This is a genomic window from Enterobacter sp. 22499 (genome assembly GCF_052044815.1).
GTDB lineage: Bacteria > Pseudomonadota > Gammaproteobacteria > Enterobacterales > Enterobacteriaceae > Enterobacter > Enterobacter bugandensis.
This window is the reverse complement of record NZ_JBQENR010000001.1, coordinates 957,311-981,058: the sequence shown is the minus strand read 5'-3', so window position 1 is coordinate 981,058 and position 23,748 is coordinate 957,311. Positions and strand designations below refer to the sequence as shown.

Here is a 23,748-nt window from a genome sequence, read left to right as displayed (position 1 = left end):
GTAAAAATGAAAAAGTTAATATTGTTGTTATTGATAATAAGCCAAAGCGCACTGGCAAATTGTTGGGACAGAGCTGCGCATTATTATCATGTCGATCCTTATTTGCTGTATGCCATTGCTAACGTTGAATCCGGGATGAACCCGTATGCGGTTGGGCAAAACCACGATGGCACTCGCGATGTGGGATTAATGCAAATAAACAGCTCGCACTTTACGGAGCTTGAGAGCAAAGGCATTGATGAATATCAGTTGATGGCCGAACCCTGTACCTCAATTATGGTGGGAGCGTCAATTCTCTCAAACATGATTAAGGTCTACGGCTATAACTGGGAAGCGGTGGGAGCTTATAACGCCGGGTTGAAAAAAGAGAATTATCCGCAGCGTATGATGTATGCCCACAAAGTCTGGAAAAAATATCAGGAATTGAAATTAGCAGCGCGTTATTAACGTTTTTTATTTTTGAAGAATTCCTTTTGGTGTTCTTCGAAAAGTGAAAACAGCTGTCTGTGGTTTATTTATTAATGGATTAATACATAAACCGGGATTCTTTTTTTAATCTTAACGAAACAGGAATATTGAAATGAACAAAAGGACGTTACTGAGTGTACTTGTTGCTGGTGCTTGCGTTGCACCTTTTATGGCGCAGGCTGCCTCTTTGCAGGCGACCACCGGCGAGCCGTACACCATGAAAGCCAGCGATCTGGCGAAGAAAGAGCAGGAGCTCACTAACTTCCCGCTGATGACCTCCGTTAAAGAGACGATTCAGACCCTTGATAACGCGCAGGTCGAAATGATTGAGCCAGGCCGTGCGGCGAACCCGGACAACGTTAAGCGCGTGGAAGGGATCGTGAAGGCCAGCGACTGGGATTATCTCTTCCCGCTGCGCGCTCAGGCCTATACCTACAGCAACTTCCTGAAAGCCGTAGGTAAATTCCCGGCGCTGTGTAAGACCTATAACGACGGTCGCGACAGCGATGCGATCTGCCGCAAAGAGCTGGCCACCATGTTTGCCCACTTTGCCCAGGAAACCGGCGGCCACGAAAGCTGGCGTCCGGAAGCCGAGTGGCGTCAGGCGCTGGTCCACGTGCGTGAAATGGGCTGGAGCGAAGGGCAGAAGGGCGGCTATAACGGCGAATGTGACCCGAAAGTATGGCAGGGCCAGACCTGGCCGTGCGGTAAGGATAAAGACGGCGACTTCCTGAGCTACTTCGGTCGCGGCGCGAAGCAGCTGTCCTACAACTACAACTACGGTCCGTTCTCCGAAGCAATGTACGGCGACGTGCGTACCCTGCTGGATAAACCTGAGCTGGTGGCGGATACCTGGCTGAACCTGGCGAGCGCGATCTTCTTCTTCGCCTACCCACAGCCGCCAAAACCAAGCATGCTGCAGGTTATCGACGGCACGTGGCAGCCGAACGATCATGATAAAGCCAACGGTCTGGTCCCTGGCTTCGGTGTGACCACCCAGATCATCAACGGCGGCGTAGAGTGCGGCGGCCCGACTGAAATTGCTCAGTCTCAGAACCGTATCAAGTACTACAAAGAGTTCGCGAACTACCTGAAAGTGCCTGTTCCGGCCAATGAAGTGCTGGGCTGCGCCAACATGAAGCAGTTCGACGAATACGGTGCAGGCGCCCTGAAGATCTACTGGGAGCAGGACTGGGGATGGAGCGCGGATACGCCAGACGGTAAGACCTACTCGTGCCAGCTGGTGGGCTACCAGACGCCGTTCAGTGCGTTCAAAGACGGCGACTATACCAAGTGCGTGCAGAAGTTCTATAACGTCAATATCGTGAACGATGACGGCTCTGCCGTAACGCCGGACGAAACCCCGGTAACGCCAGCGCCAACGCCAACGCCTTCAGAAGATGAAACGCCGGCACCAGCTCCAGCGCCAACGCCGGATGAAACCCCGGCTGAACCTGTTGCGGTGAACCACGCGCCGGTTGCGCAGATTGCGGGTCCAATCGGTGCCGTTGAAGCGGGCGCGCAGGTGTCTCTGAGCGCGGAAGGCTCTACCGACGCGGACGGCAACAAGCTGACCTACACCTGGCATTCTCAGGATGGCCAGACTGTGACCGGCGAAGATAAAGCGGTGGTGACCTTCAAGGCGCCTGAGTCCGCAACGGCGCAGCAGATTGAAATCAGCCTGACCGTCAGCGATGGCGAGCTGAGCAATACCACCACTTACCTGCTGAACGTGAAAGCGAAAGCGGCAACGCCATCAGGTGACGAAGGTGCTTACCAGGCGTGGAGCGCGAACAGCAAGTACAACGCAGGTGATATCGTGAACAACCACGGTAAACTGTTCCAGTGCAAACCGTTCCCGTACAGCGGCTGGTGTAACAACTCCCCGGCATACTATGAACCAGGCGCAGGTCTGGCATGGGCTGATGCCTGGACGGCTCTGTAAAAGCAAACGGCAACCGAAAGGTTGCCGTTTTAGTATTTGCACTTTCCCCTCTCCCTAACCCTCTCCCCGGAGGGGCGAGGGGATGTAGGCCCGGTAAGGCGAAGCCGCCACCGGGCAAAAAGGCTAGCGGTGCAACTTCCCGTGATCCCGTAACCACGCCGCCGTGCGCACAATGCCTTCATCCAGCGTCACAATCGGCTTATACCCCAGCTCAGTCTCCGCGCGCGTGATATCCAGCGTAAAATCAAAGTTAAGCTTCGATACGCCGTAGTGCGTCAGCGCGGGCTCTTTGGCGGATTTACTGCCAAAACGCTCCATGCTGCGGGCGATCATGTCCAGCATCGGGTAGGGCACGGAACGGATACGGCAGTCGATCTGCAGTTCATCAATCAGCCGCTGCACAATGCTGCGCAACGTGCACGGTTCACCGTTGGTGATATTATAGGCGCGACCGGAGATAAGCTTATCGCAGTCCGGCTGGCTTGCCAGCCACATGGCGTGGACGGCATTTTCGTAATAGGTCATGTCCACCAGCGCATCGCCGCCGCGCGGCAGCAGCACGCTGCCGTAGTGGTGCATCATCTGCGCCAGACGCGGAATAAACACTTTGTCGTGCGGTCCGAAGAGGCTTTGCGGGCGCAGGACGGTAAAACGGGTATGCGGGTTTGACTGCGCCAGTAGGTCGATCACCTCTTCGCTGGCCGCCTTGCTGCGGGCAAACTCGCAGGCAAAGCGAGCAGGGCGGAAGTCTTCCTGCACGTCGCGATGGTGGTGATAATCAAAATAGAGCGACGGGGAGGAGATATGGATAAAGTTACGCACGCCCCAGGCGACGGCCCATTCGCCCAGACGACGCGTGGCGCGCACGTTGGCGAGATCGAAGGCTTCCTGGGTTCCCCACGGGGAGGTAAAACTGGAGCAGTGCCACAGCGTGTCGATACCGGCGAGCATCACCTTCGCCTGCGAGGAGACCAGCTCCGTCAGGTCGGCATGGACGAACTCCGCGCCCATTTTTTGCAGCAGTTTCCCCATCGCTTCGTTGCGACCGGTGGCCCTGACGCTGATGCCCTTGTTGCGCAGAAATTCGACCGCATTTCGGCCTAAGCCGCTGGTCGCCCCGGTAACCAGTACCTTCATATCAATCCACTGTGTTGAAAAGAATTTCGTGCGCATTCTTTCGTGAATTACGATGTGTTGCAATGGGAAAGGTGAAAGAAAGAGGGTTTTATTAACTTATTTTCGTCTTTTGTTCTGCCAGTTGCGCAATGCGTTTTGCCATTCCCCGGAAGATAAACAGATGGGCGGGGATCATAAACAGCCAGTAGAACAGACCCGGCATCCCGTGTGGGTGCCACCAGGCGCGAACGTCCAGTTCCCGATGGTCGCCTTTGTCCTTGAGCGTAAAGCAGAGCCGCCCCAGCCCCGGCGCCTTCATGCCGAACAGTAGCGCCAGCTGTTTTTCCGGCTCGACGACGATCACCTTCCAGCTGTCGACCGCATCGCCTGGCTTAAGATACGGATGCGCCGGGCGGCCTTTCGCCAGCCGGTGACCGACCAGCAGATCCATCGCACCGCGCGTCTGCCAGAGGATATTGCCGAAGAAATAGCGCTCTTTGCCGCCGATCTGGTTCACCACCTCCCACAGCGCGTGAAGGCTGGCAGAGGTTTTTACCGTGCAGCCCGCCTGCTTCGGGTAATAGCCGTACTCGGGGCGCCACCGGGCAAAGGCCTGCGCGTCGTAGCCCCAGTCGCTGAAGTTCACCAGCTTCTCTTCTTCTTTCAGCGTATGGCGCACCGCGTCGTCAAAGCGGATCAGGTTCTGGGGGATCAAGGCGCGCAGCGCGCGATCGTCCGCCAGCAGATCGTGCTTTAGCCCCTGGATCAGTGCTTTGGCAGTCGTTGGGGGAACCGAGGTGATGACATTCAAAAACCACACCGAAATCCAGCGGGTCGGGAAGGGGATGGGGATCAGCCAGCGGCGGCGTCCGCTGACGCGCATGAAATGTTCGAACTGCTCCTGATAGCTCAGCACTTCCGGGCCTGCCGCCTCCAGCACGCGGTGTTGCTCTGCCGGGTGATCCAGCAGGGCCACCAGATAGTGGAGCAAATTTTCCAGCGCAATCGGCGTGGTGCGCGAGCGCACCCAGCGCGGCGGGGTCAGCACCGGCAGGTTGTAGACCATATCGCGCATTACTTCGAAGGCGGCGGAACCCGCGCCGACGATGATCCCGGCGCGCAGTTCGGTGACGGGAATATTCGCCCCGCGCAGCGTGTCTGCCGTCAGCTGGCGGGCGCGCAGATGGTCGGACTGCTCGTGTTCGGGTGCCTGGAGCGAGCTTAAAAAAATCACCTGCTTAACCGGGGTTTGCAGCAGGGCATCGCGGACGTTCATCGCCACCTGACGCTCGTGGGCGATAAAATCCCCGCCTTCGCCCATGCTGTGGACCAGGTAGTAAAGCGTGTCGACCCCTTCCAGCAGCGCGGGGAGTTCCTTCGGCCAGTTGAGATCGACGTTGTGACAGGTCACGCCAGGCAAACCAAGCTTTTGCAGACGCTCGGTATTGCGTGCCGCTGCCCGCACCTGATGCCCCTGCTGGCTTAATGCAGTAGTGAGGTGCTGACCGATATATCCGCTGGCGCCGAGCACCAGAATACGTTGCGGCACGTGATGCTCCTTAACGCTGTAAAAACGCCTGCCAGTGTTTCACCACGTCCGCCAGCTGTTCGCGGCTCACGTCGAGATGCATCACCAGGCGCACGACCGGGGAGGCATTGATCAGCACGCCACGCGCTTTCATAAACTCACCCAGCGCAGCGGCGTGCTCGTCGCCCACGCGCACAAACAGCATGTTGGTGTCGTGACGCATCACGTCCGCGCCGATCTCGCGCAGCTGCGTTGCCATCCACGCGGCGTTGTCATGATCGTCCTTGAGGCGCGCCACGTTATTTTTTAACGCGTACAGTCCCGCAGCCGCCAGAATGCCCGCCTGACGCATGCCGCCGCCGGTCATTTTACGCCAGCGGTTGGCGCGCTTGATGTAGTCTGCGCTGCCGACCAGCAGCGAACCCACCGGCGTACCCAGCCCTTTTGAGAGGCAAATGGTGAACGAGTCGCAATATTGCGTTATCTCTTTCAGCTCGCAGCCGTACTCCACCACGGCATTGAAAATGCGTGCGCCATCGACGTGCAGGCCGAGCCTGCGCTCGCGAGTGAATTCCCACGCCGCTTTCAGGTATTCGCGCGGCAGCACTTTACCGTTGTGGGTGTTTTCGAGGCTGAGCAGCCTGGTGCGGGCGAAGTGAATATCGTCAGCTTTGATTTTTGCCGCGACTTTATCCAGCGGCAGGGAGCCGTCCGGCGCGGCGTCAATCGGCTGCGGCTGGATGCTACCGAGCACCGCCGCGCCGCCAGCTTCGTACAGGTAGTTATGCGCACCCTGGCCGACGATATACTCTTCACCGCGCTCGCAGTGGCTGAGCAGCGCCACCAGGTTAGCCTGCGTGCCGGTCGGCAGGAACAGCGCGGCCTCCTTGCCGCTCAGCTCTGCCGCATAGCGCTGCAGTTCGTTGACCGTCGGGTCATCGCCGTAGACGTCGTCCCCGACCGGGGCGGCCATCATCTCTTCGAGCATGGCGCGGCTCGGGCGGGTAACGGTATCACTACGCAAATCAATCATTTCACATCCCTTTATTTTAAGAGGTCATGCGAAACGTTTTACCTGAGCCAGTTGGTTTTTGCCAGTTCGATCACTTCGTCACCGCGCCCGCTAATGATGGCGCGCAGCATGTAGAGGCTAAAACCTTTGGCCTGTTCCAGCTTGATCTGCGGCGGGATCGCCAGCTCTTCTTTGGCGACGACGACGTCAACCAGTACCGGACCGTCGATGGAGAAGGCGCGCTGCAGGGCTTCATCCACCTCTGAGGCTTTCTCCACGCGAATGCCGGTGATGCCGCACGCTTCGGCGATGCGGGCAAAGTTGGTGTCGTGCAGCTCGGTGCCGTCCGTCAGATAGCCTCCGGCCTTCATCTCCATCGCCACGAAGCCCAGCACGCTGTTGTTAAAGACCACGATTTTCAGCGGAAGCTTCATCTGCACCACCGACAGGAAATCCCCCATCAGCATGCTGAACCCGCCATCGCCGCACATCGCCACGACCTGACGCTCCGGTGCCGTCGCTTTTGCCCCCAGCGCCTGCGGCATGGCGTTGGCCATCGAGCCGTGGTTGAACGAGCCGAGCAGGCGACGTTTGCCGTTCATCTTCAGGTAGCGCGCCGCCCAGACGGTTGGCGTGCCGACATCGCAGGTAAAAATAGCGTCGTCGTCCGCAAAATGGCTGATCTGCTGCGCCAGATACTGCGGATGAATGGCTTTGTCGCTCGGTTTGGCGAGGTCGTCCAGCCCCTTGCGCGCGTCGCGATAATCGCTCAATGCCTTGTCCAGGAATTTGCGGTCGGTTTTCTCTTCCAGCAGCGGCAGCAGGGCGGCAAGGGTGGATTTAATATCGCCCACCAGCGCCATATCGACCTTGCTGTGCGCACCGATGCTGGCCGGGTTGATATCAATCTGAATGATTTTGGCGTCCGTCGGGTAGAACGCGCGGTACGGGAACTGGGTGCCGAGCAGGATCAACGTGTCGGCGTTCATCATGGTGTGGAAGCCGGAAGAAAAACCGATCAGCCCGGTCATGCCCACATCGTACGGGTTATCGTATTCGACGTGCTCTTTGCCGCGCAGGGCGTGGACGATCGGCGCTTTAAGCTTTCCGGCAAATTCCAGCAGCTCTTTATGCGCGCCCGCACAGCCGCTGCCGCACATCAGGGCGATATTGCTGGAGTAACGCAGCAGCTGCGCCAGCTTTTTCAGCTCCTCTTCGGCTGGCGTTACCACCGGCTGCGGAGCGTGATACCAGTGGGTGCTGGCCCCTTCAGGTGCAGCCTTGAGCGCCACGTCTCCCGGGATAACGACCACGGAAACGCCACGGTTTAGCACGGCTTTGCGCATGGCGATCGCCAGCACCTGCGGGATCTGCTCCGGGGATGAAACCAGCTCACAGTAGTGGCTGCATTCACGGAACAGCTCCTGCGGATGCGTCTCCTGAAAATAGCCGCTGCCGATTTCGGAAGAGGGGATATGGGCGGCAATCGCCAGCACCGGCACGTGATTACGGTGACAGTCGAACAGGCCGTTGATCAGATGCAGGTTGCCAGGCCCGCACGAGCCTGCACACACGGCCAGTTCTCCTGTGAGCTGCGCTTCGGCACCGGCGGCGAAGGCAGCGACCTCCTCATGACGGGTCGGCATCCATTCGATGGTTTTCATCTTGTTCAGGCTGTCGCTGAGCCCGTTCAGGGAATCGCCGGTCACGCCCCAGATACGTTTTACGCCAGCCTGTTCGAGCGTTTTCGCTATATATGCAGCCACGGTTTGTTTCATGGTTGTCCGTCTCCTTTTTGTGATATCGCTTACAAGCTTAGAAGAAAGTCACTGTATTGCCCGTCAAATCCCCCCATTTAAAAGGTGCTTTTCACGCGCCACGCTTCGGCATAATCTGGTGATGCCTCAGTGAAAACAGGAATCATTTCAAATGGTTAAATCATTGTTAATTGCTGTTAATGAAAAGCTATCGTGCGACGATATCGGCAAACTCTTGTTACGACTTGCCGTCGGTGGGCTGATGCTTTTTCACGGTTTGCATAAGCTGTTTGGTGGCGTGGGCTTTATCAGCGGCATGCTGGTAGAGATAGGGCTGCCAGGATTTATTGCCTACGGCGTGTTGATTGGCGAAGTGGTGGCACCGATCCTGATTATTGTCGGGCTCTTTACGCGCCCGGCCGCGCTGGTGCTGGCGTTTACGATGATCGTGGCATGGCTGATGGTGGGAGTGGGTGAAACGTTCGCGCTCGATAAGGTTGGGGCATGGGCGATTGAAAGTCTGGTGTACTTCTTTGTTGGCTCGCTGGCGGTGGCGTGTTTAGGGGCAGGGCGGTTTGCGTTAGGGAAAGCGCCTGCTTGGCAATAAAGCTGGGTGCTAAAAATATAAGGGTCTCTGGACCCTTTTTTTGGAGGTTTTTAAGTCTTTGATTTTATTAAGCGGAATTATTTGTGATGAAAAAAGGGTTTAAGGGGTATTTTTTAGGGGAATTCTTTATCTGACAAGGTGATAGGTGTACATTGTTCCAGTTCACTGCCGTACAGGCAGCATGCACAACGTAGGCCGGGTAAACGCAGTGCCACCCGGCAAAAAAGCCCGGTGGCGCTGACGCTTACCGGGCCTACGATCGAACGTTTATCGCTTATGCGAGGACCAAATCCCCCTGCGGGTGGCACGAGCACGCCAGCACGTAACCCTCGGCAATTTCCGCGTCGGAAAGCGTCATGGTGCTGGTGACGGTATATTCCCCGGAAACCACTTTCGTTTTACAGCAGCCGCACACGCCCGCACGGCAGGCCGCGACTACCGGCACCTTGTTGCTTTCCAGCGCTTCCAGCAGCGTGGTGCCCACGCGGCCAAAGAAGGTCTGTGCGGGCTGCAGTTTGGTGAACTGAATCCCGCTGGTTGCCGCTTCCGCCACCGGCGTGAAGAACTGCTCTTTGAAGAAGCGGGTCACGCCAAGCGCTCTAACTTCTTTCTCCACGATATCCATGTACGGCGCCGGGCCGCAGGTCATCACGGTACGGTTCGCAATGTCCGGCACGCTTTGCAGCAGCTCGCGGCTCAGGCGACCGGGCACAAAACCGTGGGTCGCGTTGTGTTCCGCCACCAGCGTCACCGGATAATTACGCCACTCATCGGCAAAAATCACATCTTCCGGAGAGCGCACGCTGAAGATTGTCTGCACGTCGGCCTGCGGGCGGTTCTTCGCCAGCCAGCGGCGCATCGACATGATCGGCGTTACGCCACAGCCCGCCGCCAGCAGCAGGAATTTATTGTCTGCCTTATCGTCACAGGTGAAATCCCCCTGCGCGTCAGACAGCCAGATGTAATCTCCGCGCTTCACGTCACGGGTCAGCCACTGAGAGCCTGCACCGTCATCAATGCGGCGGATAGTGAGCGTAATGTACTCGCTCACGCCCGGCGTGGAGGAGATCGTATAGGCGCGAAGCGTGTCCGCCGAGTTGCGAACGCTGACCAGCGCATACTGGCCCGCACGGTACGGATAGTAGTCGTGGCAGAGCAGCGACAGCGTCCACACATCCGGCGTCTCCTGATGGATGTGATGAACCTGCATCCGCCACGGACATTGTGAGGTTGGCATGGTCATGAATCGCTCCTTACGCGCTCAGCAGTTGCTTCATATCATCTTCAACGTTGGTCACGGAACGCAGACCGAATTTCTCGTTCAGCACCGCCAGCAGGTCCGGCGTCAGGAAGCCTGGCGCGGTCGGGCCGGTTACGATGTTGGTCACGCCGAGAGAGAGCAGGGTAAGCAGAATGACAATCGCTTTCTGCTCGAACCAGGAGAGCACCAGCGACAGCGGCAGATCGTTGACGCCGCAGCCGAGTTTTTCCGCCAGCGTGACCGCCAGAATGATGGCCGAGTAAGCATCGTTGCACTGGCCTGCATCAATCAGGCGCGGCAGGCCTTCGATGTTGCCGAAGTCCAGCTTGTTGAAACGGTATTTACCGCACGCCAGGGTCAGGATCAGGCAATCATCCGGCACGCTGGTGGCGAAATCGGTGAAGTAGTTACGCTCGCCGCGCGCGCCGTCGCATCCCCCAACGAGGAAGATGTGGCGCAGCTTTTCACGGCTGACGAGGTCAATCAGAGAATCTGCCGCACCCAGCAGCGTTTCGCGACCGAAGCCAACGGTGATCAGATGTTCGATTTCGCTGTACGGGAAGCCCGCCATCTGCTGCGCCTGCTCGATAACCGGACCGAAATCGTCGCCTTCAAGGTGGCTCACGCCCGGCCAGCCGACGATGCTGCGGGTCCAGATGCGGTCGTCATACGCGCCCACGGTAGGGTCGATGATGCAGTTGGAGGTCATCACGATAGGGCCAGGGAAGCGGGCGAACTCTACCTGCTGATTCTGCCAGCCGCTGCCGTAGTTACCCGCCAGATGCTTGAACTTGCGCAGTTCCGGGTAGCCGTGGGCGGGCAGCATTTCGCCGTGGGTATAGACGTTAACGCCGGTGCCTTCGGTCTGCTTCAGCAGGTTGTAGAGATCTTTCAGGTCGTGCCCGGAAATCAGGATGCATTTGCCTTCGGTCGCTTTGACGTTGACCTGCGTCGGGGTCGGATGACCGTAGGTGCTGGTTTCACCGGCATCCAGAATGCTCATGACCTTGAAGTTCATCTGGCCGATTTCCATTGCGCACTCGAGCAGGGCGTTCATGTCGGAAGGCCAGGTGCCGAGCCACGCCATAATTTTATGGTACTGGGCGTAAATGTCGTTATCTGACTTCCCGAGAACGTGCGCGTGTTCCATATAAGCCGCTGCACCTTTCAGGCCGTACAGGCACAGCAGACGCAGGCCGAGGATATTCTCGCCAATCGCCGCTTTGTCCTTATTAGGGGTAAATTCTGCGGCCTGGCGCTGTAGCTCGCCCAGGTCGTCGCTCACCAGCTGAAGCTCCGCCATTGGGTTGTCCACGCGGGCACTGGTATCGGCATTCAGGCACTGCGCTTTCAAAGCTTCGCGCAGGGCAATCGCTTCGCGGGCATAGCCGACGATGCGCGGAGAATCGAAGTTGACGTTAGTCAGCGTGGAGAAAAACGCGCGCGGCGCGAAGCTGTCGACGTAATGGTCGACGATGCCGTATTCACGGGCTTTGAAGGCCCAGGCGGAAAGACCATGCAGGGCGGCTATCAGCAGATCCTGCAGGTCTGATGTTTCTGCGGTTTTACCGCACATACCCTGCGCGTAAGAGCAGCCATTGCCTGCCGGGGTACGGATGGTTTGTTCACATTGCACACAAAACATAATCACACCTGTAAAAGTTATATTTAATATACATGTTTAAGGGTATGCCTGTGCCAGAACGGTGAAAAGAGCTTTCTGCGACAAAATAGAGGGAGATTGATTTAGCGCAATTTTGGCGGCAGGAGCCCTACCGCCACAGAGGTATCAGGCAGAGAAAAACGCCATCAGGACGGGAACCAGCAGGCTCAAAATAAAGCCGTGAACGATGGCTGCGGGCACCATCTCCAGCCCGCCCGACCGCTGGAGGACCGGCAGGGTAAAGTCCATCGACGTGGCGCCGCACAGGCCCAGTGCCGTCGAGCGGCTGCGGCGAACCAGACCCGGGATCAGCATGATGGCAATCAGCTCTCGAGCCAGATCGTTAAAAAAGGCAGCGCTGCCGATCACCGGGCCGAAGGATTCGGTCAGCAGAATACCGGAGAGGGAGTACCAGCCAAACCCGGAGGCCATCGCCAGGCCGGTTTTTAGCGGCAGATCGAGAATAAAGGCATTAATCACGCCCGCGACCATGGAGCTGACGACAACCATAACGGCAACGATCATTCCCCGACGGTTCAGGACAATCTGTTTCAGCGTCATACCGTTATTTCGCAGCTGAATACCAATCAGGAACAGCAGGAAGATCAGGGTATATTCGCTGGCGTCCGTCGCGTGCTGCAAAAATGTCCATCCGGTAAGGCCCAGAAGAAATCCAAGCACCACGACGCCGCAGAGCTTTAATGATTCCAGCGCCATTGCAATTCGGGAGGGAAGCTTTTCCTGGTGGTGATTATTTTTCCACGGAATAGTGCGTTCCAGCCACAGCAGGGCGGCAATATTGCACAGCAAAATAACCACCACGGTGACCGCAGAATAATGCAGGATGGAAAGTAAATTTGTCGCCAGATTATCCAGGAAGGCCAGGCTGATCCCCATAAAGAACAGAATGACGTAAACAATCCAGCTGAGAAAACGGTTAATAAGCTTTAAGGCCGATTCATGACGCAGCGGAATAAGATAGCCCACAATCAGGGGCAGCAGAATAATGAGGAGTCCTGAAAACATGAACAGCCGGTCCTTTTGAGTTTCTGTTAAGCGCCAGAGACACTACCCAATAAAGGCTGTCAGGTAAAGGAGCAATAAAAAAGCCGGGTGGCGGCTGCGCCTTACCCGGCTTGTGTCTATGTGGGGGTGCGGCCTGTTGCCCTCACCCCGGCCCTCTCCCACGGGGAGAGGGAGGGAAAGATTAATCGCGTTTTTCCAGCAGAGTGCGGTACAGCACGCCGCCCAGAATACCGCCGACGATCGGCATCACCCAGAACAGCCACAGCTGTTCAAGCGCCCAGCCGCCCTGGAAAATGGCGACGGCGGTGCTGCGCGCCGGGTTAACGGAGGTGTTGGTCACCGGAATGGAGATCAGGTGGATCAGCGTCAGCGCCAGACCAATGGCGATGGGAGCGAAGCCTGCAGGCGCGTGTTTGTCGGTTGCACCGTGGATCACCAGCAGGAGCCCTGCGGTCAGTACAATTTCAATTACAATGGCAGAAAGCATGGAATAACCGCCCGGAGAGTGTTCGCCGAAGCCGTTAGAGGCGAAGCCGCTGGCCGCCGCGTCAAAGCCTGCTTTACCGCTGGCAATGACGTACAGCACGCCCGCCGCAATAATACCGCCAACCACCTGCGCCACGATGTAGCCAATAACCTCTTTCGCCGGGAAACGCCCGCCCGCCCATAAGCCTAATGTCACCGCCGGGTTAAAATGACCGCCGGAAATATGCCCCACGGCGAAAGCCATGGTTAATACGGTTAAGCCAAAGGCCAGCGCGACGCCGACAAAACCAATACCTAATTCCGGGAATGCTGCTGCCAGAACGGCGCTACCGCAGCCACCAAATACCAGCCAGAATGTACCAAAGCATTCTGCTGCCAATTTTCTAAACATAACCACCTCAAAATAATTTTCCACGCGTTTTCCCGCGCGCGGGATATATCGCCATAAAGGGATGACGACTCAAAGAGCCCGTATTTTAAAAACCAACAACATCCCTTCGCCACTTAAATAAATTCGGTTAATTTGATTTAAGGCAATGTGATGTCAATCCTTGTTCAAATCAGCGGTAAATAGAGCATAGTTCAAATCCCGCAAGGTTGAATGTTCTGCTGTCGTGCCAGGGTTCCTGCCGCTATACTGCTGATAACTTAAAGGAAAAAGTGATCATTTCGCGGGGGATTTATGCTTCTCGAACGTGTGGAAATTGTCGGGTTTCGCGGTATTAACCGCCTGTCGCTGCAGCTGGAGCAGAACAACGTCCTGATCGGCGAGAACGCGTGGGGTAAGTCCAGCCTGCTGGATGCGCTGACGCTGCTGCTTTCACCCGAAGATAAGCTGTATCACTTCGTCCACGATGATTTCTGGTTCCCGCCCGGCGATATCGCGGGCCGCGAGAAGCACCTGCATATCATCCTGACGTTCCGTGAATCCGAACCCGGCCGTCACCGCGTGCGTCGCTTCCGCCCGCTGTCGCCCTGCTGGGTGCCCTGCGACGACGGTTTCCACCGGATTTTCTATCGGCTGGAAGGTGAGATGGCGGATAACGAGGGGGTACTGACCCTGCGTGAATTCCTCGATGAGAAAGCCAACCCGATTCCGCTGGAGAATATCGACGATCTGGCGCGTCATCTTATCCGCCTGACGCCGGTGTTACGCCTGCGCGATGCGCGCTTTATGCGCCGTATTCGTAACGGCACCGTACCGAATATGCCGGAGGTGGAAGTCACCGCCCGCGAGCTGGATTTCCTGGCGCGAGAGCTGGTGTCGCGTCCGCAAAACCTCACCGATGGTCAAATTCGTCAGGGGCTGTCGGCGATGGTGCAACTGCTGGAGCACTATTTTTCCGAGCAGGGCACCTCGGAGTCGCGCCATCGTTTGATGCGCCGCCGTTCTCATGATGAACAGCGCAGCTGGCGCTATCTCGACATCATCAACCGGATGATCGACCGGCCCGGCGGGCGTACCCATCGGGTGATTTTGCTGGGGCTGTTTTCAACGCTTCTGCAGGCGAAGGGCACCGTACGTCTTGACCGGGATGCCCGCCCGCTGCTGCTGGTGGAAGATCCGGAAACGCGCTTGCACCCCATCATGCTCTCCGTGGCGTGGCACCTGCTGAATCTGCTGCCGCTCCAACGGATTACCACCACCAACTCCGGTGAGCTGCTATCGCTGACGCCGGTGGAGCACATCTGCCGTCTGGTGCGCGAGTCCTCCCGCGTATCCGCATACCGCCTCGGACCCGGCGGGATGAACGCCGAAGACGGGCGGCGAATCGCGTTTCATATACGCTTTAATCGCGCCTCGTCGCTCTTCGCCCGCTGCTGGCTGCTGGTGGAGGGGGAAACGGAGACCTGGGTCATCAACGAACTGGCGCGCCAGTGCGGCCACCATTTTGATGCCGAAGGTATTAAGGTGATCGAATTTGCCCAGTCGGGATTAAAACCTCTGATAAAATTTGCCCGCCGAATGGGAATTGAATGGCATGTGCTGGTGGACGGCGACGAGGCGGGGAAAAAATATGCCTCAACCGTGCGCAGCCTGCTGAACAACGAGCGGGAAGAAGAACGGGATCATTTAACGATGCTGCCCGCGATGGACATGGAGCATTTTATGTACCGTCAGGGCTTTGACGACGTATTCCACCGCATTGCGATGGTGCCGGTCGACGTCCCGATGAACATGCGGCGCGTGATCGCCAAAGCTATTCACCGTTCGTCGAAACCGGACTTAGCCATTGAAGTGGCGACGGAAGCGGGAAGGCGGGGCGTAGAGGCGGTTCCGACCCTGCTGCGGAAAATGTTCTCCCGCGTGCTGTGGCTGGCACGCGGAAGGGCGGATTAACGTTCGGTCGCCTGTTTCACCTGCTGAATCAGGCTATCCAGCAGCGCGTAGCGGCGACGGTATTCGGCGCGTTTTTTGCTCGCGATCTCTTCTACGGGTTTACGCGGCATGGCAAGCGGCAGCATAAAGTGGCCGCTCTCCTGTTTTTCCCCACCGAGGGAACTCCAGAAGCCGTCGTAATCGGCCAGCAGTTTTCCCTCTTTTTTCTTGCGGTAGCGCCAGCTGCGATAAATATGGGTGGCATTACTGACGGCAACAATCTGCGCGACCGGGAATGCGGCGCCGAACGTCATGGCGGCTTCAACCAGCAGGCGTTTCGGGAACAGACCGTGGCAGGCCTTCGTCGCTTTCTGGATCAGCTCATGGGGAACATGCGCTTTCGCGCCCTGCAAACCGCCGATGAACAGCGTCGATTTTCCTTCAAACTGGCAGAGCGTAAAGGTTAGCTCCGCCAGCACCGTATTCTGAACGTCGCAGAAGGTGAGGGTGGCCTCTCCCTCTTTATCCAGGAACGCATCGGCACACAGGCGGACGGTAAATTGCTGTTCATCTTTCCCGGTTAAGGTCAGCAGTGTAGTCCCCTGCGTCGAAAGATAGCCCTTCAGGAGCGCGGTCGGGAGCTGGCGGCTCATGGCCTGATAGTGCCAGTTCAGGGATTCCAGCGCGTGCTGGCGATCCATCTTCACCGTCAGCCAGGGACGATGAAGCCGACACGGCAGACCGGGCTGCACCTGCAGCATCTGCATCAGACGCGGCTGCTTAGCGAGGTTTGTTAACAGGCGAGACGTGCTCACGGGCGTCGCCAGAGAACGCAGCATGAACTTACGGCGATAGGCGGGGTTCTGCCATGCAAGGCCGGGCGCGATCTTGCCGAACGCCAGATTTTTGAAGAGCTGCCAGCCGGATGTCGGCTGCGTCAGGTTTGGAAGAGGTGTATCGACGATAGAAGACATGATAAATCCTGAGTCTTTTGGAATACCGCTATTTCAGCAGGGGAAATATCAACGTCTTGTAAACAAATTAGGGTGATTTCGGAGAACAGGGGTTTCGTTAAGGAGTCGTTTAGATAGAATCAACGTTTATTATTGCCAGAACATTTATTTGGAATATTTATGAACCTCAAGGGAAAACGCAGAACGCTGTTTCTGCTGCTGGCGCTGGTGATTGTAGCCGGTGGATTCTGGTTATGGCAGGTGCTTAACGCGCCTGTGCCGCAGTACCAGACGCTGATCGTTCGTCCGGGTGAACTGCAGCAAAATGTCCTTGCGACGGGCAAACTTGATGCGCTGCGCAAAGTTGACGTCGGCGCTCAGGTCAGCGGCCAGCTGAAAACGCTGTCGGTAGAGATTGGCGACAAGGTGAAAAAAGGCCAGCTGCTTGGCGTTATCGATCCCGAGCAGGCTGAGAACCAGATCCGCGAAGTGGAAGCGACGCTGATGGAGCTGCGCGCGCAGCGTGCGCAGGCGCAGGCAGAGCGTAACCTGGCGCAGGTAACGCTGACCCGCCAGCAGGCGCTGGCGAAAACCCAGGCTATCTCCAAACAGGATTTAGACACCGCCGCGACTGAACTGGCGGTGAAACAGGCGCAGATTGGCACGATCGACGCGCAAATCAAGCGTAATCAGGCCTCGCTGGATACGGCGAAAACCAATCTTGATTACACAAAAATCGTCGCGCCGATGGCCGGGGAAGTGACGCAAATTACCACGCTGCAGGGCCAGACGGTGATTGCCGCCCAGCAGGCGCCAAACATTCTGACGCTGGCGGACATGAGCACCATGCTGGTGAAGGCCCAGGTCTCCGAGGCGGACGTGATCCATCTTAAGCCGGGGCAGAATGCCTGGTTTACCGTACTCGGCGATCCTCAGACCCGCTACGAAGGCGTGCTGAAAGACATTCTGCCGACGCCGGAAAAGGTTAACGACGCCATTTTCTACTACGCGCGTTTTGAAGTGCCAAACCCGAAGGGCGTGCTGCGCCTGGACATGACCGCGCAGGTGCACATCCAGCTGACCGGCGTGAAGAACGTGCTGACCGTTCCGCTCTCCGCGCTGGGTGAATCCGCCGGGGACAATCGCTACAAGGTGAAAGTGCTGCGCAACGGTGAAACGCGCGAGCGCGAGGTGGTGATTGGCGCGCGCAACGACACCGACGTGGTGGTGGAGAAAGGGCTGGAAGAGGGCGAGGAGGTTGTTGTCAGCGAAAGCCTGCCCGGAGCCGCTAAATGACCGCGCTGCTTGAGCTGAAGGACATTCGCCGCAGCTATCCGTCCGGCGACGGCCCGGTGGAGGTGCTGAAAGGCATCTCCCTGAGCGTGGAGGCGGGCGAGATGGTGGCGATTGTCGGGGCGTCGGGCTCCGGTAAATCGACGTTGATGAACATTCTCGGCTGTCTGGATAAACCCACCAGCGGTACCTATCGCGTGGCCGGAACCGATATCTCCACGCTGGACGGCGACGCGCTGGCGAAGCTGCGCCGGGAACACTTTGGCTTTATCTTCCAGCGTTACCACTTGCTCTCTCACCTGAGCGCGGCGCAGAACGTGGAGGTTCCCGCGGTGTATGCGGGCGTTGAGCGGAAGAAACGCCTTGAGCGCGCGAAGGCGCTGTTAACGCGCCTGGGGCTGGCGGAGCGGGTGGAGTACCAGCCGTCGCAGCTGTCCGGCGGCCAGCAGCAGCGCGTGAGTATTGCCCGCGCCCTGATGAACGGCGGGCAGGTGATCCTCGCGGATGAACCGACCGGGGCGCTCGACAGCCACTCCGGCGAAGAGGTGATGGCGATCCTGCACCAGCTGCGCGATCAGGGCCACACGGTGATTATCGTGACCCACGATCCGCAGGTGGCAAAGCAGGCCGAACGCATTATAGAGATCCACGACGGCGAGCTGGTGAGCAACCCGCCGCCGCGTGAGTCCCGCGCGGCGGCACCGAAGGAAGCGCTGCCTGCGTCAACCGGCTGGGCGCAGTTCTCCAGCGGCTTTCGTGAAGCGCTGACCATGGCCTGGCTGGCGATGGCGGCCAACAAAATGCGCACCCTGCTGACCATGCTCGGCATCATTATCGGTATTGCCTCGGTGGTGTCGATTGTGGTGGTGGGCGACGCGGCCAAGCAACTGGTGCTGGCGGATATCCGCGCCATCGGGACCAACACCATTGACGTTTATCCCGGCAAAGACTTCGGCGACGACGAGCCGCAGTATCAGCAGGCGCTCAAGTATGACGATCTGGCGGCGATTCAGAAGCAACCGTGGGTGAACTCCGCCACGCCTGCGGTCTCGCAAAACCTCCGTCTGCGCTACGGCAACATCGACGTGGCGGCCAGCGCCAACGGCGTGAGCGGCGACTACTTCAACGTCTACGGCATGACCTTCAGCGAAGGCGCCACCTTCAACGCCGAACAACTGGCGGGGAGGGCGCAGGTGGTGGTGCTGGACGCCAACTCGCGCAGGCAGCTTTTCCCCAATAAAGCGAACGTGGTGGGCGAAGTGATCCTCGTCGGCAACATGCCTGCCACGGTCATTGGCGTGGCGGAAGAGAAGCAGTCGATGTTCGGCAGCAGCAAGATCCTGCGCGTCTGGCTGCCGTATACCACCATCTCCGGGCGGATTATGGGCCAGTCGTGGCTTAACTCCATCACCGTGCGCGTGAAGGAGGGCTATGACAGCGCGCTGGCGGAACAGCAGCTGGAACGGCTGTTAACGTTGCGCCACGGGAAGAAGGATTTCTTCACCTGGAATATGGACGGCCTCTTGAAAACGGCGGAAAAGACCACACGTACTCTTCAGCTGTTCCTGACGCTGGTGGCGGTGATCTCGCTGGTCGTTGGCGGTATCGGGGTGATGAATATCATGCTGGTGTCGGTAACTGAACGCACCCGGGAGATTGGCATCCGCATGGCGGTTGGGGCCAGGGCCAGCGACGTGCTTCAGCAGTTTTTAATTGAAGCGGTGCTGGTATGCCTGGTGGGCGGCGCGATGGGCATTGCGCTCTCGATGATGATTGCCTTTGCGCTCCAGCTCTTTTTACCCGGCTGGGAGATTGGCTTCTCGCCGATGGCGATACTCACCGCGTTTTTGTGTTCCACCTTTACCGGGATTTTGTTTGGCTGGCTGCCTGCGCGCAACGCGGCGCGGCTGGATCCGGTGGACGCGCTGGCTCGGGAATAACCCGAAAATAAAAATGCCAGCCGATCGGGCTGGCATTTTGACTGCGTGATGTACACAATAAAACAGAGAGCTATGCAACCGTTTCTGCTTCAACGGGTACGATTAGGCTTGCATGATTGCCTTTTGGTCCCTGGTGTACATCGAACCGGACGGACTGCCCGGCTTTGAGCGTCCTGTAACCATCCATCTGAATGGTGGAATAGTGAGCGAAGATATCTTCGCCGCCGCCTTCGGGGCAGATGAAGCCAAACCCCTTGGCGTTGTTGAACCACTTAACAGTACCCATTTCCATGCTTCGACATCCTTCGTAAATCTTATAAATTAAGATGGAATGAACCGGTGGTGGAGTGGGGGCTGTTCAAAACCTCGCCATCTCACGCTTGTACAATTTAGATAAACGAAAGACGTCGTCAAGCGTTTGGCGCTGGAGTTGGGACAATAATCAACCAAAGTTTGAAGCAGTTAACGCTATTGCAACAGTTTGTGACAGACATCGCGGATGACAGTAATAGATGATTGTTATCTAACATCTGAGGTAGATTCAAAGTGGTTATGCAAAATGGGTAAGACCAACGACTGGCTGGATTTTGACCAGCTGGCGGAAGATAAAGTGCGCGACGCGCTAAAACCGCCATCTATGTATAAAGTTATGTTAATGAACGATGATTACACGCCGATGGAATTTGTTATTGACGTGCTACAAAAGTTCTTTTCTTATGATGTAGAACGTGCAACGCAACTGATGCTTACCGTTCATTATCGTGGCAAAGCTATCTGCGGCATTTTTACCGCCGAGGTGGCGGAAACCAAAGTGGCGATGGTGAACGACTATGCGAGGGAGAACGAGCATCCGTTGCTGTGTACGCTGGAAAAGGCCTGATAAGGCATAAAATTGGGGGAGGTGCCTATGCTCAATCAAGAACTGGAACTCAGTTTAAACATGGCTTTCGCCAGAGCGCGTGAGCACCGACATGAGTTTATGACCGTCGAGCATTTACTGCTCGCACTGCTTAGCAACCCATCTGCCCGCGAAGCGCTGGAAGCCTGCTCCGTGGATCTGGTGGCGCTACGTCAGGAACTCGAAGCCTTCATCGAACAAACCACACCGGTGCTGCCAGCCAGTGAAGAAGAGCGCGACACGCAGCCGACGCTCAGCTTCCAGCGCGTGTTGCAGCGCGCGGTTTTCCACGTCCAGTCTTCCGGACGTAGTGAAGTGACTGGCGCAAACGTCTTAGTCGCCATCTTCAGCGAGCAGGAGTCACAGGCTGCCTACCTGCTGCGCAAACACGAAGTCAGCCGCCTTGACGTGGTTAACTTTATTTCTCACGGAACGCGCAAAGACGAGCCTAACCAGGCATCGGATTCCAGCAATCAGGTCAATAACAATGAAGAGCAAGCAGGCGGGGAGGATCGTATGGAAAACTTCACCACCAACCTTAATCAGCTTGCTCGCGTTGGCGGCATCGACCCGCTGATTGGCCGCGATAAAGAGCTGGAGCGTGCGATCCAGGTGCTGTGCCGTCGCCGCAAGAACAACCCGCTGCTGGTGGGCGAGTCAGGCGTGGGTAAAACGGCGATTGCCGAAGGGCTTGCCTGGCGCATTGTGCAGGGCGACGTGCCGGAAGTGATTGCCGACTGCACCATCTACTCGCTGGATATTGGCTCGCTGCTGGCGGGCACTAAATACCGCGGTGATTTTGAAAAACGCTTCAAGGCGCTGTTAAAACAGCTGGAGCAGGACACCAACAGCATCCTGTTTATCGATGAGATCCACACCATCATCGGCGCAGGTGCGGCTTCCGGTGGCCAGGTGGATGCGGCAAACCTGATCAAACCGCTGCTTTCAAGCGGCAAGATCCGCGTGATGGGCTCCACGACGTACCAGGAGTTCAGCAACATTTTTGAGAAAGATCGCGCGCTGGCGCGTCGTTTCCAGAAAATCGACGTCACCGAGCCGTCGGTTGACGAAACGGTGCAGATCATCAACGGCCTGAAAACCAAGTACGAAGCGCACCACGACGTGCGTTACACCGCGAAAGCGGTGCGTGCGGCGGTGGAGCTGGCGGTGAAATACATCAACGACCGTCACCTGCCGGATAAGGCGATTGACGTGATTGATGAGGCCGGGGCGCGTGCGCGCCTGATGCCGGCCAGCAAGCGTAAGAAAACCGTTAACGTGGCGGATATCGAGTCCGTGGTCGCCCGCATCGCGCGTATTCCTGAGAAGAGCGTTTCTCAGAGCGATCGCGATACGCTGCGCACCCTCGGCAATCGCCTGAAAATGCTGGTCTTTGGTCAGGATAAAGCCATTGAGGCCTTAACCGAAGCGATCAAGATGGCCCGTGCCGGACTGGGGCATGACCACAAGCCCGTTGGTTCCTTCCTGTTTGCCGGCCCGACCGGCGTGGGGAAAACCGAGGTGACGGTTCAGCTCTCCAAAGCGTTGGGCATTGAGCTGCTGCGCTTTGATATGTCCGAGTATATGGAGCGTCACACCGTCAGCCGTTTGATTGGTGCACCTCCGGGCTACGTGGGCTTTGACCAGGGCGGCCTGCTCACTGACGCGGTGATCAAGCATCCGCACGCGGTCCTGCTGCTCGATGAAATTGAGAAAGCGCACCCGGACGTGTTCAACATCCTGTTGCAGGTGATGGACAACGGGACGCTGACCGATAACAACGGGCGCAAGGCGGACTTCCGCAACGTGGTGCTGGTGATGACCACTAACGCCGGGGTACGTGAAACCGAGCGCAAATCCATCGGCCTGATCCACCAGGATAACAGCACCGATGCGATGGAGGAGATCAAGAAGATCTTCACGCCGGAGTTCCGTAACCGTCTGGACAACATTATCTGGTTCGATCACCTGTCTACCGAGGTGATCCATCAGGTGGTGGATAAGTTCATCGTCGAGCTGCAGGTTCAGCTGGATCAGAAAGGCGTCTCGCTGGAAGTGAGCCAGGAGGCCCGCAACTGGCTGGCTCAGAAAGGCTACGACCGCGCGATGGGGGCCCGTCCGATGGCGCGCGTGATTCAGGACAACCTGAAGAAACCGCTGGCGAACGAGCTGCTGTTTGGCTCGCTGGTGGACGGCGGCCAGGTGACCGTGGCGCTGGACCAGGCGAAGAATGAACTGACGTACGATTTCCAGAGTGCGGCGAAGCACAAGCCGGAAGCGGCTCACTGAGTTGTAAGGTAGGTCTTAAAAACCGGGCAATAGCCCGGTTTTTTTATGCCTGCCTTTTTCCTTTCGCTGTGGCTGAGGGTTTCACACAAAATAGTGTATGCACTGAACAGTTCCCTCGCCCCTTTAGGGAGAGGGGAACAGGCCGCAGCGAAATTTTGCGAGGCGCTTTCCAGTTTTGTTCGACGTTGGTTGCTGGATAAATCCACAGTCATAAAATGGCGGCGCACCTGCAAAAATTAGGTGCCGGGATTGGCGTCCTGAAAGTGTGTGCACAGATAATCTTGCGTGCATAAAGGATCACATATGACTAATATTAATAGCTTCGCCCAACTCTACACCGAACTCTCCCTCAACCCCGATCTCCCAACCCTTGCAGAGCGCTGCCAACTGCTCACCGAAATCCTGCTGGATTGCAAATCACTTCCGCAAACGCAGCCCGTTTGCCGTTGTCTCGGAGCCTACCTGGAAGAGGTGAAATCCGGCCTCACAGAATCAATGCGTGATTTTCAGGTGGTGGAATTTGAGGAAGAAGCGGAACAACCGCGACAAAAAGAGTGGTTGCTTGAAGATACAGAAACGAAATGTGACTACTGCCGGGCGTTGAATCATGTGCTGCTGGTGTCGCATTTGGACCGTGATATGCTGCCGCACCTGACGGGATTACTCCATGACATGGCTCATTCTATGGCGGGGGATTTAATCGCTCCTGTACAACCATGGATGACAATACATCTTCCGACGCAGCAACACTAACGCCATAAATAAAAAAGGCCGGGATTAACCCGACCTTTTATATATTCATCTGCCATTACAGGCGAAAAAATTAGCGACTACGGAAGACAATGCGGCCTTTGCTCAGGTCGTACGGGGTCAGTTCAACAGTCACTTTGTCGCCCGTCAAAATGCGGATGTAGTTTTTGCGCATTTTACCGGAGATGTGCGCAGTTACCACGTGACCGTTTTCCAGCTCTACGCGAAACATGGTATTAGGCAACGTATCAAGTACGGTACCCTGCATTTCAATATTGTCTTCTTTGGCCATCTAATCCTCTGGGGTATCACTACCAAGTTTTGAACCGGCAAGATAATGCCGAAATTCATCAATTAAGTAAAGAATTGCGCGATTAAAACGCAGCAAAACAGTTTCGGCGCATTGCCCAAGCGTCACGGTACAACCGAACAGGAA

At 57.0% G+C, this 23,748-nt stretch carries 20 protein-coding genes; 9 read left to right on the top strand and 11 right to left on the bottom strand.

Annotation, left to right across the window (positions count from 1 at the left end; all coding sequences use genetic code 11):
• The first annotated feature begins 6 nt into the window (after nucleotides 1-6).
• Nucleotides 7-447, top strand: coding sequence for a type III secretion system invasion protein IagB (gene iagB / locus ACTJI7_RS04810; protein ID WP_045261797.1), 441 nt, complete (start codon nucleotides 7-9; stop codon nucleotides 445-447).
• A gap of 133 nt (nucleotides 448-580) precedes the next feature.
• Nucleotides 581-2,413: a chitinase gene (locus tag ACTJI7_RS04805; protein ID WP_150143180.1), complete on the top strand. Its 1,833-nt coding sequence runs from the start codon at nucleotides 581-583 to the stop codon at nucleotides 2,411-2,413.
• 123 nt (nucleotides 2,414-2,536) lie between these two features.
• Here the strand turns inward: ACTJI7_RS04805 and ACTJI7_RS04800 are convergent, their stop codons facing one another.
• The 4 genes from ACTJI7_RS04800 to poxB form a co-directional block, all read right to left on the bottom strand.
• On the bottom strand, nucleotides 2,537-3,550 hold the full coding sequence (locus ACTJI7_RS04800) for an NAD-dependent epimerase/dehydratase family protein (RefSeq protein WP_028012536.1): 1,014 nt from the start codon (nucleotides 3,548-3,550) through the stop codon (nucleotides 2,537-2,539).
• A 91-nt stretch (nucleotides 3,551-3,641) separates the two neighbouring features.
• Complete coding sequence (locus ACTJI7_RS04795) at nucleotides 3,642-5,078, bottom strand: SDR family oxidoreductase (RefSeq protein ID WP_126345184.1); 1,437 nt, start codon at nucleotides 5,076-5,078, stop codon at nucleotides 3,642-3,644.
• 10 nt (nucleotides 5,079-5,088) lie between these two features.
• The gene (ltaE, locus tag ACTJI7_RS04790; RefSeq protein WP_049136617.1) at nucleotides 5,089-6,090 is read right to left on the bottom strand and encodes a low-specificity L-threonine aldolase; all 1,002 of its coding nucleotides are present in this window, start codon (nucleotides 6,088-6,090) and stop codon (nucleotides 5,089-5,091) included.
• Nucleotides 6,091-6,128: 38 nt separating this feature from the next.
• Nucleotides 6,129-7,847 (bottom strand): ubiquinone-dependent pyruvate dehydrogenase, encoded by a 1,719-nt coding sequence (poxB, locus tag ACTJI7_RS04785; protein WP_041910648.1) that lies wholly within the window; start codon nucleotides 7,845-7,847, stop codon nucleotides 6,129-6,131.
• Between the two features lie 151 nt (nucleotides 7,848-7,998).
• Here poxB and ACTJI7_RS04780 point away from each other — a divergent pair, with 151 nt between their 5' ends.
• Complete coding sequence (locus ACTJI7_RS04780; RefSeq protein ID WP_126345185.1) at nucleotides 7,999-8,433, top strand: DoxX family protein; 435 nt, start codon at nucleotides 7,999-8,001, stop codon at nucleotides 8,431-8,433.
• Nucleotides 8,434-8,707: 274 nt separating this feature from the next.
• On the opposite strand, the gene hcr is transcribed toward ACTJI7_RS04780, so the two are convergent.
• The 4 genes from hcr to aqpZ all read right to left on the bottom strand — a co-directional run bounded on the left by hcr (nucleotide 8,708) and on the right by aqpZ (nucleotide 13,260).
• Nucleotides 8,708-9,676, bottom strand: coding sequence for an NADH oxidoreductase (hcr, locus tag ACTJI7_RS04775; protein WP_100170538.1), 969 nt, complete (start codon nucleotides 9,674-9,676; stop codon nucleotides 8,708-8,710).
• 10 nt (nucleotides 9,677-9,686) lie between these two features.
• Nucleotides 9,687-11,339 (bottom strand): hydroxylamine reductase, encoded by a 1,653-nt coding sequence (gene hcp, locus ACTJI7_RS04770; protein WP_088204926.1) that lies wholly within the window; start codon nucleotides 11,337-11,339, stop codon nucleotides 9,687-9,689.
• Nucleotides 11,340-11,483: 144 nt separating this feature from the next.
• Nucleotides 11,484-12,383, bottom strand: a complete 900-nt coding sequence (locus ACTJI7_RS04765) for a lysine exporter LysO family protein (RefSeq protein ID WP_028012543.1) — start codon at nucleotides 12,381-12,383, stop codon at nucleotides 11,484-11,486.
• 181 nt (nucleotides 12,384-12,564) lie between these two features.
• Nucleotides 12,565-13,260 carry an aquaporin Z gene (gene aqpZ / locus ACTJI7_RS04760; protein ID WP_252028249.1) on the bottom strand — a complete coding sequence of 232 codons (696 nt, stop codon included), beginning with the start codon at nucleotides 13,258-13,260 and terminating at the stop codon, nucleotides 12,565-12,567.
• 291 nt (nucleotides 13,261-13,551) lie between these two features.
• Between aqpZ and ACTJI7_RS04755 the strand changes: the two genes are divergently transcribed.
• On the top strand, nucleotides 13,552-15,210 hold the full coding sequence (locus ACTJI7_RS04755) for an ATP-dependent endonuclease (RefSeq protein WP_440669782.1): 1,659 nt from the start codon (nucleotides 13,552-13,554) through the stop codon (nucleotides 15,208-15,210).
• On the opposite strand, the gene ACTJI7_RS04750 is transcribed toward ACTJI7_RS04755, so the two are convergent.
• A complete protein-coding gene (locus ACTJI7_RS04750; protein WP_192979178.1) occupies nucleotides 15,207-16,163 on the bottom strand; it encodes a VirK/YbjX family protein in 957 nt (318 codons plus the stop codon). The two genes, ACTJI7_RS04755 and ACTJI7_RS04750, sit on opposite strands and share 4 nt — an antisense overlap.
• Nucleotides 16,164-16,322: 159 nt before the next feature.
• Here ACTJI7_RS04750 and macA point away from each other — a divergent pair, with 159 nt between their 5' ends.
• A complete protein-coding gene (macA, locus tag ACTJI7_RS04745; RefSeq protein ID WP_041910641.1) occupies nucleotides 16,323-17,438 on the top strand; it encodes a macrolide transporter subunit MacA in 1,116 nt (371 codons plus the stop codon).
• Nucleotides 17,435-19,375 carry a macrolide ABC transporter ATP-binding protein/permease MacB gene (macB, locus tag ACTJI7_RS04740; RefSeq protein WP_049136608.1) on the top strand — a complete coding sequence of 647 codons (1,941 nt, stop codon included), beginning with the start codon at nucleotides 17,435-17,437 and terminating at the stop codon, nucleotides 19,373-19,375. Before macA ends, macB begins: the two co-directional genes overlap by 4 nt.
• 70 nt (nucleotides 19,376-19,445) lie before the next feature.
• On the opposite strand, the gene cspD is transcribed toward macB, so the two are convergent.
• Nucleotides 19,446-19,667, bottom strand: coding sequence for a cold shock-like protein CspD (gene cspD, locus ACTJI7_RS04735; RefSeq protein ID WP_006809408.1), 222 nt, complete (start codon nucleotides 19,665-19,667; stop codon nucleotides 19,446-19,448).
• 267 nt (nucleotides 19,668-19,934) lie between these two features.
• On the opposite strand from cspD, the gene clpS reads away from it, so the two are divergent.
• The 3 genes from clpS (at nucleotide 19,935) to ACTJI7_RS04720 (ending at nucleotide 23,315) form a co-directional block, all read left to right on the top strand.
• Nucleotides 19,935-20,255, top strand: coding sequence for an ATP-dependent Clp protease adapter ClpS (clpS, locus tag ACTJI7_RS04730; RefSeq protein ID WP_006174393.1), 321 nt, complete (start codon nucleotides 19,935-19,937; stop codon nucleotides 20,253-20,255).
• 27 nt (nucleotides 20,256-20,282) lie between these two features.
• On the top strand, nucleotides 20,283-22,562 hold the full coding sequence (gene clpA / locus ACTJI7_RS04725; RefSeq protein ID WP_063154585.1) for an ATP-dependent Clp protease ATP-binding subunit ClpA: 2,280 nt from the start codon (nucleotides 20,283-20,285) through the stop codon (nucleotides 22,560-22,562).
• Nucleotides 22,563-22,865: 303 nt separating this feature from the next.
• On the top strand, nucleotides 22,866-23,315 hold the full coding sequence (locus tag ACTJI7_RS04720; RefSeq protein ID WP_063154583.1) for a hypothetical protein: 450 nt from the start codon (nucleotides 22,866-22,868) through the stop codon (nucleotides 23,313-23,315).
• Nucleotides 23,316-23,385: 70 nt separating this feature from the next.
• On the opposite strand, the gene infA is transcribed toward ACTJI7_RS04720, so the two are convergent.
• Nucleotides 23,386-23,604 (bottom strand): translation initiation factor IF-1, encoded by a 219-nt coding sequence (gene infA / locus ACTJI7_RS04715; protein ID WP_002211347.1) that lies wholly within the window; start codon nucleotides 23,602-23,604, stop codon nucleotides 23,386-23,388.
• Nucleotides 23,605-23,748: the final 144 nt, after the last annotated feature.

Coding starts and splice junctions, on each gene's coding strand:
- ltaE (WP_049136617.1), bottom strand. CDS start 6,090: ATGATTGATTTGCGTAGTGATACCGTTACCCGCCCGAGCCGCGCCATG.
- ACTJI7_RS04750 (WP_192979178.1), bottom strand. CDS start 16,163: ATGTCTTCTATCGTCGATACACCTCTTCCAAACCTGACGCAGCCGACA.
- hcr (WP_100170538.1), bottom strand. CDS start 9,676: ATGACCATGCCAACCTCACAATGTCCGTGGCGGATGCAGGTTCATCAC.
- ACTJI7_RS04800 (WP_028012536.1), bottom strand. CDS start 3,550: ATGAAGGTACTGGTTACCGGGGCGACCAGCGGCTTAGGCCGAAATGCG.
- infA (WP_002211347.1), bottom strand. CDS start 23,604: ATGGCCAAAGAAGACAATATTGAAATGCAGGGTACCGTACTTGATACG.
- ACTJI7_RS04780 (WP_126345185.1), top strand. CDS start 7,999: ATGGTTAAATCATTGTTAATTGCTGTTAATGAAAAGCTATCGTGCGAC.
- poxB (WP_041910648.1), bottom strand. CDS start 7,847: ATGAAACAAACCGTGGCTGCATATATAGCGAAAACGCTCGAACAGGCT.
- cspD (WP_006809408.1), bottom strand. CDS start 19,667: ATGGAAATGGGTACTGTTAAGTGGTTCAACAACGCCAAGGGGTTTGGC.
- macB (WP_049136608.1), top strand. CDS start 17,435: ATGACCGCGCTGCTTGAGCTGAAGGACATTCGCCGCAGCTATCCGTCC.
- ACTJI7_RS04765 (WP_028012543.1), bottom strand. CDS start 12,383: ATGTTTTCAGGACTCCTCATTATTCTGCTGCCCCTGATTGTGGGCTAT.
- iagB (WP_045261797.1), top strand. CDS start 7: ATGAAAAAGTTAATATTGTTGTTATTGATAATAAGCCAAAGCGCACTG.
- macA (WP_041910641.1), top strand. CDS start 16,323: ATGAACCTCAAGGGAAAACGCAGAACGCTGTTTCTGCTGCTGGCGCTG.
- clpA (WP_063154585.1), top strand. CDS start 20,283: ATGCTCAATCAAGAACTGGAACTCAGTTTAAACATGGCTTTCGCCAGA.
- ACTJI7_RS04720 (WP_063154583.1), top strand. CDS start 22,866: ATGACTAATATTAATAGCTTCGCCCAACTCTACACCGAACTCTCCCTC.
- aqpZ (WP_252028249.1), bottom strand. CDS start 13,260: ATGTTTAGAAAATTGGCAGCAGAATGCTTTGGTACATTCTGGCTGGTA.
- hcp (WP_088204926.1), bottom strand. CDS start 11,339: ATGTTTTGTGTGCAATGTGAACAAACCATCCGTACCCCGGCAGGCAAT.
- ACTJI7_RS04805 (WP_150143180.1), top strand. CDS start 581: ATGAACAAAAGGACGTTACTGAGTGTACTTGTTGCTGGTGCTTGCGTT.
- clpS (WP_006174393.1), top strand. CDS start 19,935: ATGGGTAAGACCAACGACTGGCTGGATTTTGACCAGCTGGCGGAAGAT.
- ACTJI7_RS04755 (WP_440669782.1), top strand. CDS start 13,552: ATGCTTCTCGAACGTGTGGAAATTGTCGGGTTTCGCGGTATTAACCGC.